The following is a 14,314-nucleotide window of genomic DNA, read 5'->3' on the forward strand; positions in this document are numbered from 1 at the left end:
CATCTGTGTTTGCTGTTCACTAACTGTTAACGACAGAGGAAAATTTTCATTTCATATTTTTCGAAAAAAGATCACTAAATTTAAAAATAGCAAGACTCAAAAATGAGAAGTACGTAAAAATATCCTAGTATATTAATCAACAATATTCATAATAATGGTTGTTATGAGACACGTATTTAATGCAGTGGCTGCAAAGCTAACAATTCCAATTGTGTTGCTCATGATCTTGGCGATGGTGATTTTGCCGCTGCCACCTATTCTATTGGATGCGTTTTTTACCTTTAACATCATGCTTGCCATTGTTGTCTTACTGGTCAGCAGCACCGTTTCGCGAGTGCTTGATTTCTCTATCTTTCCATCACTATTACTTGTCGCAACCTTGCTTCGATTAACTCTTAACGTCGCCTCTACTCGTATTGTTCTACTCGAAGGTCACAATGGCGGAGATGCAGCTGGTAAGGTCATTCAATCTTTCGGTGAAGTGGTTATCGGCGGGAGCTACGTTGTCGGTATCGTGGTGTTCGTGATCTTGATGATCATTAACTTTGTGGTCATCACCAAAGGTGGCGAACGGATCTCCGAAGTATCTGCACGCTTTACTCTGGACGCCCTACCAGGGAAACAGATGGCCATTGATGCTGACTTGAATGCCGGGGCTATCGATCAGAAAGAAGCGAAAACTCGACGTTTAGAAGTAGGAGAAGAAGCGGAGTTCTATGGCGCAATGGACGGTGCCAGTAAGTTTGTTCGTGGTGATGCGATTGCCGGGCTATTGATTCTATTCATCAACTTAATCGGTGGGGTGCTGATAGGCATTTTTGAGCACAACCTCAGCGCAGAAGCGGCTTTTCAAACCTATGCCCTACTAACGATTGGTGATGGTCTGGTTGCTCAAATTCCATCGCTGTTACTGGCCACCTCTGCCGCTATCATAGTGACGCGAATCAGTGACAACGATAACGACATGGCGCAAACGGTCAAAAGGCAGTTACTTGCGTCACCGAACAACTTATACATGGCAGCAGGGGTTATGTTTGTTATCGGTAGCGTGCCAAACATGCCACACTTAGCCTTTTATACCTTTGCCGTCTTACTAGCGTTTGTCGGCTGGAGACAATCGAAATTTCAACATGTGACACCCGAGACCAGCCCCGATTTAGATACGCTTCCTCAGCCCCATCAAGAAAACACCATCGACTGGAGCATTATTCCCAACGTCGATGTGATTGCTTTGTCGTTAGGCTTCAAGCTGGTTCCTTTGGCGAGCTCACAAAAGGGCGGTAACTTGATTAAAAGTATCCGTGGTAGCCGAAAAACACTCAGTGAACAAATAGGCTTTGTGATGCCAGAAGTGGTCATCACCGACAACCTTTCACTCAAGCCTTCTGAGTATGCCATTAGCATTGATGGTGATGAGATTGAGCGTGGTGAGGTGTATGCCGATAAAGCGATGGCAGTCGGCAACCATATTGACCACCCCGATCTGGATGGCATTGTTGGCATCGACCCTGCCTATCAGCTTCCAGCCCTATGGATTAAAAAAGGCGACAAAACCAAGGCGATCAACCATGGATTTCAGGTCATTGAAGTACATGATGTTATCGCGACCCACGTCAGCAAAGTATGCAGCGAACACCTAGACAACATCTTCAATTACGATGATGTAAAAGCCCTCAACCAACGACTTGCTATGCAGCATCCTGAGCTTGCAGAGAACCTAGCGAGCGTCATTAGCCCGAACCTACAAATGCAGGTCATCCGTCAGTTACTGGCTCAACAAGTGCCTATCATTAACGTAAGGACCATCGCTAATACCATTATTGAAAGCGTCGACACCATAAAAGACCCAATATTGCTGTCATCTAATATCCGGGTCGCGTTAAAACGAACCATCGTCAATTTGATCTCGCCAAACAGCAAGACCATCCATGCTTTCATTATTGGAGCAACCTTAGAAGGTGAATTGAAAGGCGCGATCTCTTTGAGTCAGCAAAGCGACCCCAATATCCCTCTCGACTCGATTCCTGTTGAACCGACTATCTTGCAAAAGTTCCAAAACCGCATGCCGACCATAGTACAAACCATGCAGAGCCAAAACCTGCCACCGGTCATAGTTGTGCCGCCTACGACACGCCCAATGATCGCCAAGTTAGCAAAAGCCTTTGCCAAAGAGCTGATTGTGTTGAGTTACAACGAGATCCCAAATGAGTATGGGTTGAACGTATTGGGGGATGTGGAATAAGTCATAAGAGGCAAGAAAGAAGCCCATCCAAGCTCAAGAAAGCCTATTGATGGACCTCTTTACCCATTGACCTTCCCGCGAAGCCAATGAATGGTAAAACACGCTGACTAAAGAATGGGTTCACCATTCACCATTCACCATTCACCACGCGGGAATCTATTCATCCTATTGAGGTAAGACAACCTGACCTGAGACGATTGGGAAAGTGTTTATGGTTGGCTTTTTAGCCAAACGTACGGTTGTCGAGGCACCGCCAATTTCGTAAGTCACATCGTATCCATCAACTTGTGTCGATGTGGTGTATTCGGTGCTGCAGCGTTGCTCAGTGGTCGTTATTGTATCGTTTTTCTGTGCGTTATCTTGAATCTTACGCCCTGTCATTGCACCTGCTACCGTGCCAACGGCAGTCGCGATGGTTTTTCCTGAGCCACCTCCAACTTGGTTGCCCAAAGCTGCCCCAGCAGCAGCGCCGCCGATCGTGCCTATAATCTTGGCTTCATCTTTCACCTCAGCTTGTCGAGTAACCAGCACATTGTGGCAAACCTGATGAGGAGTCTTGACCGATTTAGTGACGGCCTCAACTAACGTAATATTGGCAAGTGTTGGGGCAGAAGCTTCCTCTTTACACGCTGAGAGTGTCACTACGGTTGTTGCTGCCATTACCACTGCTTTGATTTTCATTGTCTTTCCTTAATTATGTTTTTGTATCGGAGGGCATAATAAGGATTAAAATTAGTGATATTTCAGCGGTGAATGAATTCTATGTCATTGTCTGGTGAAGAGTCAGAGCCAGATAATCACACTGTAAAATTATTATCATGGCGTGGTGATTTACTATACAAACGTAGATTACGGGAGGATTTAGAATACTCGAACTCTATTTTTTTCAATGACGACGCCGCGTAACAACTTTCCAGATTGTTGGTTCTTAATTGAGACCGTATCGCCTATCAGCCCACTTTCCAACGCCATTCCTAACGTTTCTAAACGGATACTTTTCGATTGAAAAACCACATCCACAGCGTGCCCCTTTTCAACGTCATAATCCAAATACATAGAAGATGTAGTCAATAAATCGCCCTTGTTTACTGAGCGCTTGATTTTGCTGCCAGCGATTTCGTTAGCCTTGAAGAACACTTTTTGGTCTTTGTAGAGTTTGATAGGTTCAATCGCAATATCGTCATGCGTCAGTCTTTGGCCCTTCTTAAGCGCCTTATTGGCTGTCGCAGTCCAGACGGTTATTGTCGACGTGGAGGTCGCTGAAAGGGTCCATCTCTCTGGCTCACAGCGCACGTTCCACTTTTGTTTACCAAGCTTGATTTTACTTCTGTGCGTGACTTCAACCGACTCGCTACACTGTGGTAGCTGATGAATAGCTCGAGAAAAGCGAATCTGAATATCCAATTGATACTGCTGGGGATAACGGTAACGAATGGTTTGCTCAATGAGCGATTGGATTTGAGTGGAAAGTTGTTGTTCAAGAGTAATGTTACCGACTTCTGCGCTCACCTTGGTCACATAACCAAGGGCGAACAGCCATGTACTAGCTAGCTTTAATAACTTAGCCATACACCGCCTCAACCTAAACATTGACCCTTAGTTGATGCTTACCAAGCGCCTCTTCCATTGCTTGATGCTGCATCACCATGACGCTGCCTTGGCGCGCCAACTTAGTTTTGCACTGCTTGATAGTCAGCTCAATTTCCGCATCCAAAGTTTGAACACGTTGTAGTGCTTTTCCTTTGAGCCGAGCCTGCATACTTTTTGCGTACTGTCTGTCTTCACACCCCAGTCGCTTGGCCAGAGCAAATCGCTTATCGTCAGCGTCTGCTAGCCGTTGAGTCAGTGACGTGAACGCTTGATTGAGCGATTCCAGCTTCTGATACTCGCGGTTTAATATCGCCACACGAATGTCATCTAGACGTGCAGACAACTCGCCTGACAACGCCAGCACATGCTGACCATAGGTAATGTAACCAATCAGGTCGCTTCTACGTTCCATGATCCAGTCTCGTAATGACTTTCGCTAGTTCATCCATATCAAACACTAACTCTCCCGCGGAAATTTGCGCTTTAATCTGCTCGACTTTAGCCGTATCGATATCATCTACACCGTCAAAAAGGCTCTTGGTATTATCGAGTAACTCCACTTCATGTTGAGAGAGGTTAATCGGCTTCACCTTCGCTTTTTGATCCGGCTCTGTCTTTTTGTTTTGAACCACATCTACCTGAGTATGAGGCACAACGTGTTTCACATTGTCGACCTTAATTTGACTCATCTCTGCCTACCCATTTTGCTGCACTACTAATTAACTATAACGGCAGTATTTCGTCTCTGTTTCACCTTTTTCTCAATAGTTTGATTACATTGTCTCTGGTTGGCCCGCTAAAGCCGCGATGAATTGACTTCAGCGACAACTCTGGATTACTCACTAACTGATGTTTAAAACTGCCTAATTTGTGCAACTCTGGGTGTGAACAAAACGCGATAAGCTGGTCAGCTTTTTGCCTTTTCATTTTCAACATCTTCGATAATGCCAAATACAGTTTATTGACCCGTTCAAGTAAAGCATCGATTTGTTGATTCGAACCCGGCTCATTGACCAACAAGCGACTGATGTCGTCCAACACCGGATAGCGAGCTTGAGCCTGTACCGCAATCGGTGGTCCTTCAGCATAGCGACCACCTTGGCCCGAAACAAAGACCTGCCCATCCCACAATCGCCATTGTTGGTCTCGAATGCCGATCACGAACTCTTGTTGTGCATTAATTCTGAGCTGCAAATGCGCATAAGCAAACATCATCTTGAATTGTTCTAACAATACCTCTCTGTCTTCAGAGCGTTCAAACGCCAACGGTATCAATCGGTTATTGATGTACAGAGAGACAACTTCATCACGAAACCGCTCTCGCTGTAAGTCGAGCCCTGGAACCGTGAACTCGATAAAAGGGTTATCGCCTTGAATCGGCGCAAAACTTGAATCCACCACATAGTCACCAAACAACCGTTTCTGACTCCAAAACACCAGTTTTTTCTTAATCACATCGATGTGGTTAGCTTGCTCAGGGCTGTATTGATTCAGCTCTGCCAATTGGCGCAACTTAATCAACTCACTCGCCACGGTTCGTAGCACTTCCCCAGCCATCATGAGCCTGCTGTACATTTTGTGAGAGTCTGCGACTTCAGCAATCAGCTTAGGTCTTTCTTGCAAGTTCATTTGCACCATTTGCTGTCTAATGAGTGCATTATTCGGCTTGTTGCTGGTCAGCTTTTCTGGCTTCTTGATCTTTCCTGTCGTTGTCGGATTCACCTGATTCTTGCGCTGCGTAATACCCGTGAGTTTCATACTACCTCTCCAATTAGGTCAACCTTGGCTCGTTAGCAAAGTTCAGCTTGATGATCTCTTCCGATTGCATTTGTTTGACGATTTCAATGATATCTTTACGTGCTTGCTCAACCTGGCTGACCGGCACCGCGCCAATGCGCACCAAGTTTTCTTTGAGCTCTGTCGATACCCGTTGCGGCATGGAGTTAATGATGTAAAGACGGCAATCTTTATTGGTACCTTTCAGAGCATAAGCCCATTGCTCTAGGCTGACTCTTTCATTAATCAGGTTGATGGTCTCTAGGTCTTGATTAAATAGGGTAAAGAAATCAAACATCGCCTCTTCCACCAGCTCTGCGGCTTCAGCGTCTTGATCATGAAGGAATTGGAATAAATTGCTTTTGTCACCGGAATAACGGTTGATGAGGTTCGCGACAACTTTCGAACCTTGCAAGCTGGCAGACCCGCCACTGTGATAATTGATTTTGCAGCGATCGATAAGGTCTTTGAGTGTCTCCATCAGACCAGAGGTGAGTACCTGCGTCTTAGATATTTGCAGAATTAACGCATGGCACTCTTCTTCCTCATATTCATCCATGACACGGCTGCTGTATTCCAAAGGGAGGTGGGCAATCAACAGCGCTTGCAGGTTGATGTGCTCTTTTTTAAGGTCATTAACCAAGAGCTCCGGAGGAATCCACGCCAACTTTTCAGCATGTGAGCGGATCTCGTCACCATAGATCTCCGATACAAGATCTCTCGCTAAATTACCGTTTAACGTCTTTTCCAACACATTGGTGATGTATTGTCGTGTCCCGCCGAGAATCCCGGAGTGCTTACGAAAATCATCAAAAAAACCCGACAAAGAGACCAAAGCATCCTTAGCTTTAATGTCCTTCATCTTGCTCATGGCGTGCGTGATCTGTTTTATCTCTTCGTGGGTGAAGCCTTTGAGTACCTCAGAACCGATGTCTTCTCCCATCGTTAGCACCAACATCGCAACGCCGTCCACTGATTGATAGGTTTGTTTGCCATCCATGCACCTTCTCCTACTGACTTTTATTTGGTTCGTTATGCTTGTATCCAAGTACGTAAAATTTCAGCCACCCTATTCGGATCCTCTTTTGCGATGAGCTTGAGGTGTTTAATTTGAACTTCGAGTGGGCTATCTGCAGATGGCAAATTGTCATCGAGCGCTTTAATGCCGGTTGCATCAATACCTAACGATTCCAGTTTAGATTGCAATGCAGCATCAGCGGCACGCTCCTCTTTGGTAATGACGTCATCGTATTCCATGCTTTCCGCTTCCAACTCTTCTTGCTCCGCTGACTTAGTGAGATATTGAGCAAGAGGTCTCAGCACCACCATGATCATCAAACCACTGAGCATCACACCAAGTAGATATTTAAGAGGCTGCATAATATGCGTGTTCTCAAACCAAGCGACCGGGGCTTGCTCTGGAATGCCGGCAATCACAAAAGGGAAGTGAGTGGTATGAATACTGTCGCCGCGCTCGGTATTAAAGCCTATTGCTGAACGAACCACATTCTCAACATTAGTAAGCTCTTCAGGTGTCCAAGTTTGATTGGGGTTCGCTAAATCGTTGACCACAATAGAGACTGATAGGTTTTGCAATACACCTTGCTGGTGCTGAGTATGGCGAACCTTGCCGCTCACCGCATAATCACGCGATGTTTCACTTCGATTAACCTTGGCGTTGGGCTCTGGTTGAGGCTCTCCATCGGTCACGGGGGGGGTGTTACTCAATGCCCCCGGAATACCGAGCGCCATCGAAGACTCGTTCATGTCACTCAGTAAGGTCTCTTTTCGGACCACGGGATCAGCGTAGATCTCTTCTGTTTCTTCCACCTTAGAGAAATCAATATCACTGGCAATTTGCACTCGAAAATTAGCCGCACCGAGGATCGGAGTCAGCATATCGGTCGCTTGAGCAACCAAGGTTTTTTCAAGGTTACGTTTGTAATCGGATTGCTTGCCTGTCGTCACGGTAATGTCCCCAACCGTCGCGTCATTCGATAACAAACGACCGTGTTGATCGACTACTCGCACATGTTCCGATTTAAGCCCTATCACCGCACCAGACACCAAGTTAATGATTGACTCAACCTGCGTCGGCTTGAGGTCCATTCCATTGATAATATGAACAATCACAGAGGCTCTCGGCTGCTCAGCATCATCGCGCATAAACAGGCTTTCTTTGGGTATCGCTAAATGAACACGAGCTAAGCTCACGGCGCTCATGGTGGTGATACTGCGTGCTAGCTCGCCCTCTAAAGCATGGCGATAACGAGCGTTTTCCATAAACTGACTTTCACCAAGGCTCTTTGAGCTATCCAGTGAATCAAAACCACTCGGCAATTGTTCTTTTAAGCCTTTCGACGCCAATATCATCCGGATCTTGGCGACATCGCCTTCGGGAACCAGTATTTGTCCATCGTCCTGACTCAGTTGGTAACGTATTGATTCCTCGTCCAACATATGCAGCACTTGGCTAGAGTCGAAGTTCGCCGATTTACTATAGAGAGGTCTAAACCTTTCCGATGACGTCCACAACATAATCACGATGATCGCCGCTGTGATCGTCGCAAAAATAGTGATGATAATGACGTTGCGCTGTGAACTCTGCCAAAACATGGTGAGCCAACCAGAGGCTTCCGTGAGCTTCTCTTTAGCTGCTCCCATATTGTTGGTCAACGCGGGTTGAGTATCTGCTTCTCCTGCCATCGCTAATCCCTAGCCTAAATTGGCATTTTTATGATGTCTTGGAAGTTAGACACCATCTTGTTGCGCACTTGCATTAATGCATTGAATGAGAGCTGGGCTTTCTGAGATGCGACCGTTGCTCCCAATAAATCATCGCTTTTTCCTAACTCAACAGCGGTGATTTTTTCAGATGCATGAGACTGGTATCTATCCACAGTATCGAGCACACTTTTCAAGGTGTTGCTGAACGCCAGTGAACTGTCCGATACCGGATTTACCGCGAGATTGTCATGCGTGATGCCTCTCAACATGTTTCCAGTGACAGCTTGGTTAGAGAATGGATTACTGGCAACCTCTTGCTGCTGCTCTATCTTCCCTAACATGGCTTGTTGCATTTGGACTGCAGTCATCTTTTCCATTATTTACCCTCGCGGTTGCATCACTTGCGTACTAACCGAATTTCTACGCGACGATTCTTATCCCGGCCTTGCTGAGTCGTGTTGTCGTACTTGGGATAACGATCACCATGGCCACGTATCTCAATCATTTGCTTTGACACGCCATTGCCCATGAACCACTGCGCAACGTCCGATCCTCTCTGCTTCGAAAGTTGTAGATTAGCGACAGAATCACCGGAGTTATCGGTGTACCCATCAATCAGAATTTTAATGATTCTCGAGTCTCGTTTAACCAAGGTACTGATGTCGTTAATGGTGCGTTTCTGCCCTTCGGTGAGGGCCACCGCACCCTGTTGAAAGCGCAGTTCGACTCGACGTGCATGTTGGAAATTAACCGGCGGCAAGCCATAACGACATTCATTGAATTGTTCTAAAGCTGGCTTAAAGTTGGTGGTTGGGAAATAGACATCAAAGTCCATCGCATTGACGTTAAACCAAGCGCCACTCGCCATATCATCCAACATCAAGGTGGCGCCATCATCAGTCACCAGCGCCGCCCCTTGCTTGTTGACTCTTTCAATGGTGGTTGTGGTGTAAGACTGGGACGTTCCCCATACCGGCTCAGTGGTATTGAATGACGTTGAGGTCGGAAGCGAGCGCACACCTCGCTTTTCCACTCTGACTTTCATCGGGCTTGCTGCCAACAAAATGAATTGCACTGAAAAGCCAGTGTGGGGGTCGAAAGAGTTCAGTTCACACATATCAACAGACTCAGAAAACCGCCACTCGACGCTATCGAAGGGAACAATGTAGCGCTGCGCCAAAACCGGAGACGACATTACTCCCCAGCTTATTAAACATGCACTCAGCACCTTGCCAAGTCGACGTCGAAAAGCAGAAGAAATGTCTAAGCTAGCGCTCTCCCAAAAGTACTTATTCATAACAGGTCAAATAGTGAAATTCCGGCAACACGCGCAAAGGTTTTTTGCGTCGCTTCTAGCGCGATCATGCCTTGGTTAAGTTCAACGGATGCCTCTGCATAATCGAGTTCCTCTAGCTCAGAGCGAACCGTTTCTGCAAAGAACACCATATCGATGCTGGTCTCTTTTAGCCTTTCTAATGCGTTGTATTGACTCCCGATGTCGGTTAATGAAACCAACAAGTCTTGATGAAGCGCTTGGTTGGTATTGAGCGCGTTATCCAAAGCTGTTGTAAATCCCCCGGTTGCTAACTCCAACTCTGCTATCGCATTGTCTAAGTCAGTAAAAATTGCACTGCTACCTATGGTGTCGGTGATGGTTAAGTTACTCGGCACGTACTGATTATCACCCACCTTAGTTTCGCGATAATCTGAATTGGGATTTAAGGTATAAGGCGGTGCAGTATCGATTGCTGGATTGCTGATATCGGTACCTGAAAAGAGATAACTGCCATCATTGGCTTGGTTCAATGTGTTCAACATTTCCGTTTTAAGTGACTTAAGTTCGAGCACGATTCCCGCCCGACTTTCCGCATCAAGAGTGCCGTTTTTCCCTTGTAGAAGCAGTTCATTCACTTGTTGGGAGAGCGACTCCAGCGTGTTGACGTTAGTTTCGTAGCGCGTCAGTTGTGACTGCACATTTTCGATATTTCGCTGGTACTGCTGATTATCAGAGACTGTCTTTTTTAATCCCTCAAGGCGCACTGCGGCAATTGGGTCGTCGGATAAATGATTGATCCTCAGCCCAGTCGACATTTGCTCAAAAACTTTGTTCAAGCGGATGTTGTTGTCCATTAATGAACGCTGCATCACCGCGTTAAATTGGGAGTCCGTTACACGCATCACTTTTCTCCTAGAATGCTCTTAGCAAGGTCTGGAACATCTGATTGGCCGTGCTAATAATTTTCATATTGGCCTCATAAGCGTTGAGGTACAGCAGCATGTTGGCGGCCTCTTCATCGGAATTAACCGCACTGACACTGTCTCTCGCCACTTGTGCGTCTTCCATGCTCACTTGAGCTGCCGTTGCTTCGCTCTGTGCCTGGCGAGTGAAAATACCGATATCACCGAGTAGCCCTGAGTAAGCGCTGTAGGGTGTTTCTCCCACCACAGAACCATTGGTTAATGGTGTTTGTGACAGCATCGATAGGTCTTTCAACACATCGCCATTTCCGGCAAGCGTTGCACTCGATGAAAAGGCTAAGTCTTGTGCCGTGAGGCTAGGATCAATCGCCAAAGATAGGGCTTCACTGCCTGGGGTGTAAGTAAACAAGTTCTGACCCGCCACACTATTGAGGTCAAACCCAGAATTTAATGCCGAGTTCACACCGTCGGCCAAGCCTTTGGCAAGATCTGCTAGCAGTGTTTTGATGGGTTCATATTGATTCGTTTTTAGTGCTTCGAGCGCTCCTAACTCTCCACCTAATGAAGCATCAACAGGCGTTGTCATTGACTGAAAGGTGATATTCAAATCCGTGCTGTAAGGGTCGCCACTGGATAGGTCTCGCGCAAGCGATGCGGCATAGCCACCAATCACTAGAGGTTGGCCGTTTGGTGTAGAAAGTTCGACGCCGCCATTGGTGTAGATCACCTGAACATCGAGAGACTTAGAGAGTTCATTGAGGTGTTTATCCATCGCATCTTGTAAACCACCAACGTTCTTGCCTAGCAGCGCATCTTCTTGGAGCTTTTGGTTTAGAGAAGCGATGCTTTCTAATTGACTATTCACATGGGTAACCAGAGCACCATAGCGCTCACTTTGCGCGGCTTCTTGCTGGCTCAACTGGGCAGATACAGAGTTAAACTGTTGCGCCAAAGCGTCAGCATTGGTCAGTACTTGCTGGCGAAAAGCAACACTTTCGGGGGTCACACTGGCCTCATCAATGGCAGCAAAAAATCCGTTCATCCCCTGTGTCAGGCTCAGCCCATCCGCCCCCAATAAGTTTTCCAAATTGGAGAGACCATTGAAGTAGCTCTGGCTAAATTGGGCAGATTCCGTCGCTTCTCTTAATCGATTGATAGACGATTGATCGGCAATGCGCAGGATATCGCTCACCTCAACACCAGATCCTAAATTAATACCATTTACGGCATTGCCCGATAAACTGGCTTCCATGGTCACTATTTGACGGCTATACCCCGGAGTATTCACATTAGCGGTATTTTGCGCCGTCGTATTGAGCGCTACCCGGTTGGCGAGCGCGCCACTTAACCCGATGTTGGTCATACCCATTACTGATTCTCCTTATCAAAAGGTCGGCCCATAACTTGTGATGACAACTGTTTAAAAATCATCTCGGCTAATCCGAACGACGATTGACGGCTGATTCGCTGTGCAAGTTGAGCATCTAGCATGCCCTGAAACATATCGTCTGATTTCATCGACAACGGATTATCTTTGTCACTAAGCGCTTGGCTGGCAGAGCGCATTCGGGTCAGCATTTGTTGTAAAAACAACGCCTCAAACTGCTGTGAAGCCGCCAATAATCCTGAAGCAGAATTGTCATGCTTTAATTTAGCAAGCGCGTTGTTGTCCAAGTAAAAGTTGGTCATTGCTTGGCTCGAACCAGAGCTGGCTTTCGCCATGTGTCCTGTTTCAGGCGCTCTGTCCATCATTAATCTTTCAAATGGCTGTGAATATTCAGCCTGTTTGACCGACGCCGCCATTTTGGGACTATCCAGTATTGGCGCCGCATAATGACTTGATATTGGTTCAAGCGCCGCGTGAGTCACAGCCGTTAGATTCGTCATTAAATCACCACCAAGTCCCCGTTAATGGCACCCACCTCATCGAGTGCCTGCAAGATCTGCATCAGCGCTTCCGGCGTCGCTCCAATGTTGTTAATCGCATCAACGATCTCTTGCAGATTGGTCCCTCTCGGCCAAATCATAGTGGTCCCATCTTCTTCATCCACACTCACTTGTGAGTTCTGAATAATTGCGGTTTCCCCAGCAGTATTGAAAGCACCACCGGGCTGAGAAACGGATTGAGATTCCAGTATTGTCACGGTGATCCCACCTTGGCTGACCGCCGCTTCAGACACCGTCACATTCTGGCTGATCACCACTGTTCCGGTGCGAGAGTTGAACACCACCTTAGGCAATCGGCGGCCCTCTTCAACCTCAAGTTCTTGAATCATGGCAACGAACATCACTCGGTCTTCGCTATCAAGCGGGGCAGAGACTTGGATCTGACCTTTATTGAGCGCTTTCGCTACCTGACCGCCAAACATCTTATTAATGGCTTTGGAAACATTAAGCGCGGTTTCGTAATTCGGTTGTTTGAGCTGCAAGCGTATCGTTGGCTCTAAATCAGCACCGGTCGATACCTCACGTTCTAAGGTCGCACCATTGGGAATACGCCCGACGGTCGGAGTGTTTCTTGTAATGCTGGTTCCGTTTTCACCAGTGGCATTGAAGCCACCAACCACAAGACTGCCTTGTGCTATGGCGTACACTTCGCCATCAATACCTCGTAGTGGAGTGAGCAATAAGGTGCCTCCGCGCAAGCTTTTTGCATCCCCCAATGAAGACACCGTCACAGTCAGGGTTTGACCTGCACCTTGGTGAGGTTCCACCATGGCTGTGACACTAACGGCAGCGACATTTTTCAGCTTAGGGTTAGTGGAATCATCCAGTTGCACCCCAAATTGTTTGATCATGTTAACTACCGATTGTTGCGTGAACTTCACTTGCGATTTATCGCCAGACCCGTCCAAACCCACAACTAACCCATAGCCAATAAGTTGGTTTTGTCTATCGCCATACACCTCGGCGACTTCTGCAATTGGTCGTGCCGCATCTGCCGAAGAGATAAACCCAAGCAAACACCAAGGCAGCGCCAATGAGGTTAAGTAGAAGCGAATTAGGGCACTCATTAGAATGGCATCCATGGCGAATTGAAGAACTGTGTCAACCAACCAGCAGTGTTGGTATCAGCAAACGAGCCGCGGCCAGCATAAGTAATTCTTGCATCGGCAATTCGCTGGGAAGAGAGTGTGTTGTCTGCCTGAATATCATCGACCCGTACATTGCCAGTCAGACGAATGTATTCATCTCCTTGGTTAAGCTTGAGCCACTTCTCTCCTCTTACTCTAAGCACACCATTGGGCAAGACGTTGTACACGGTGACAGTAATAGAACCCGATAAGCTGTTACCTTGTTTCGAGGCAGCTGCGCCATCAAAATCTCGCGTGGCATCAACAGAAGCGCTCACGTCTTCAAAGGTCTTGTTGCCCAATGTAGGCGCGGTGATGTTAGCGCTGGAATCTTTGCCATATTGGGTTGAAGCACTCTTATCTGACTCTGTTTTTTCATCCAACAACACCGTTAAAATATCGCCCACACGGTACGCTCTTCGATCTTGGAACAAGGTCATCGAAGTCGTTCCCGTATAGAGGCTACCTTTACTGACTCTGGTCACTTGATAGTCCAGCTCGGGCGGTGCATACGCTTCATCATTTGGCGATGGTGGAATAAAATCGTCTTGGCGACCAGCACAACCCGCCACCATCACCACCAGCAAGGTAACTACGGCGAGATAATAAATCGCACCGATTGCATACGGCTTACCCAACCTTGGCTTAATTGGCTTTTCCATGTCAGATCTCCCTAGCAACCATCGTTATTCGCTCGTTAAAGCAA

General features: G+C 47.0%; 15 protein-coding genes. 1 reads left to right on the forward strand and 14 read right to left on the reverse strand.

The window, feature by feature from the left end; genetic code table 11:
* Positions 1-154 precede the first annotated feature (154 nt).
* Positions 155-2,242 carry a flagellar biosynthesis protein FlhA gene (locus tag F0251_RS02815; RefSeq protein ID WP_171730268.1) on the forward strand — a complete coding sequence of 696 codons (2,088 nt, stop codon included), beginning with the start codon at positions 155-157 and terminating at the stop codon, positions 2,240-2,242.
* A gap of 165 nt (positions 2,243-2,407) precedes the next feature.
* Here the strand turns inward: F0251_RS02815 and F0251_RS02820 are convergent, their stop codons facing one another.
* The 14 genes from F0251_RS02820 to flgH all read right to left on the reverse strand — a co-directional run bounded on the left by F0251_RS02820 (position 2,408) and on the right by flgH (position 14,270).
* Positions 2,408-2,923, reverse strand: coding sequence for a glycine zipper 2TM domain-containing protein (locus F0251_RS02820; protein ID WP_105058589.1), 516 nt, complete (start codon positions 2,921-2,923; stop codon positions 2,408-2,410).
* A gap of 180 nt (positions 2,924-3,103) precedes the next feature.
* Complete coding sequence (flgA, locus tag F0251_RS02825; protein WP_061032390.1) at positions 3,104-3,811, reverse strand: flagellar basal body P-ring formation chaperone FlgA; 708 nt, start codon at positions 3,809-3,811, stop codon at positions 3,104-3,106.
* 13 nt (positions 3,812-3,824) lie between these two features.
* Positions 3,825-4,244, reverse strand: a complete 420-nt coding sequence (locus F0251_RS02830) for a hypothetical protein (protein ID WP_105058590.1) — start codon at positions 4,242-4,244, stop codon at positions 3,825-3,827.
* The gene (locus tag F0251_RS02835; RefSeq protein WP_061031954.1) at positions 4,234-4,521 is read right to left on the reverse strand and encodes a flagellar biosynthesis anti-sigma factor FlgM; all 288 of its coding nucleotides are present in this window, start codon (positions 4,519-4,521) and stop codon (positions 4,234-4,236) included. Before F0251_RS02835 ends, F0251_RS02830 begins: the two co-directional genes overlap by 11 nt.
* A gap of 61 nt (positions 4,522-4,582) precedes the next feature.
* Entirely contained in the window at positions 4,583-5,590 is a 1,008-nt protein-coding gene (locus F0251_RS02840; protein ID WP_171730269.1) for a hypothetical protein, read from the reverse strand.
* Between the two features lie 13 nt (positions 5,591-5,603).
* Complete coding sequence (locus F0251_RS02845) at positions 5,604-6,608, reverse strand: FliG C-terminal domain-containing protein (RefSeq protein WP_061031952.1); 1,005 nt, start codon at positions 6,606-6,608, stop codon at positions 5,604-5,606.
* A gap of 32 nt (positions 6,609-6,640) precedes the next feature.
* The gene (gene fliF / locus F0251_RS02850; RefSeq protein ID WP_061031951.1) at positions 6,641-8,314 is read right to left on the reverse strand and encodes a flagellar basal-body MS-ring/collar protein FliF; all 1,674 of its coding nucleotides are present in this window, start codon (positions 8,312-8,314) and stop codon (positions 6,641-6,643) included.
* A gap of 14 nt (positions 8,315-8,328) precedes the next feature.
* Complete coding sequence (gene fliE / locus F0251_RS02855; RefSeq protein ID WP_244268250.1) at positions 8,329-8,604, reverse strand: flagellar hook-basal body complex protein FliE; 276 nt, start codon at positions 8,602-8,604, stop codon at positions 8,329-8,331.
* Between the two features lie 128 nt (positions 8,605-8,732).
* Positions 8,733-9,530: an OmpA family protein gene (locus F0251_RS02860; protein ID WP_239931171.1), complete on the reverse strand. Its 798-nt coding sequence runs from the start codon at positions 9,528-9,530 to the stop codon at positions 8,733-8,735.
* Between the two features lie 98 nt (positions 9,531-9,628).
* The gene (flgL, locus tag F0251_RS02865; RefSeq protein ID WP_061031948.1) at positions 9,629-10,513 is read right to left on the reverse strand and encodes a flagellar hook-associated protein FlgL; all 885 of its coding nucleotides are present in this window, start codon (positions 10,511-10,513) and stop codon (positions 9,629-9,631) included.
* 10 nt (positions 10,514-10,523) lie between these two features.
* A complete protein-coding gene (gene flgK / locus F0251_RS02870; protein ID WP_116871140.1) occupies positions 10,524-11,903 on the reverse strand; it encodes a flagellar hook-associated protein FlgK in 1,380 nt (459 codons plus the stop codon).
* Positions 11,903-12,421 carry a rod-binding protein gene (locus F0251_RS02875; RefSeq protein WP_105058597.1) on the reverse strand — a complete coding sequence of 173 codons (519 nt, stop codon included), beginning with the start codon at positions 12,419-12,421 and terminating at the stop codon, positions 11,903-11,905. The genes flgK and F0251_RS02875 overlap by 1 nt, the downstream gene beginning before the upstream one ends.
* Positions 12,421-13,548 carry a flagellar basal body P-ring protein FlgI gene (locus tag F0251_RS02880; RefSeq protein ID WP_171730271.1) on the reverse strand — a complete coding sequence of 376 codons (1,128 nt, stop codon included), beginning with the start codon at positions 13,546-13,548 and terminating at the stop codon, positions 12,421-12,423. Before F0251_RS02880 ends, F0251_RS02875 begins: the two co-directional genes overlap by 1 nt.
* Entirely contained in the window at positions 13,548-14,270 is a 723-nt protein-coding gene (gene flgH, locus F0251_RS02885) for a flagellar basal body L-ring protein FlgH (RefSeq protein ID WP_081090314.1), read from the reverse strand. Before flgH ends, F0251_RS02880 begins: the two co-directional genes overlap by 1 nt.
* Positions 14,271-14,314 lie beyond the last annotated feature (44 nt).

This window comes from Vibrio sp. 070316B (genome assembly GCF_013114115.1).
Lineage (GTDB): Bacteria > Pseudomonadota > Gammaproteobacteria > Enterobacterales > Vibrionaceae > Vibrio > Vibrio chagasii_B.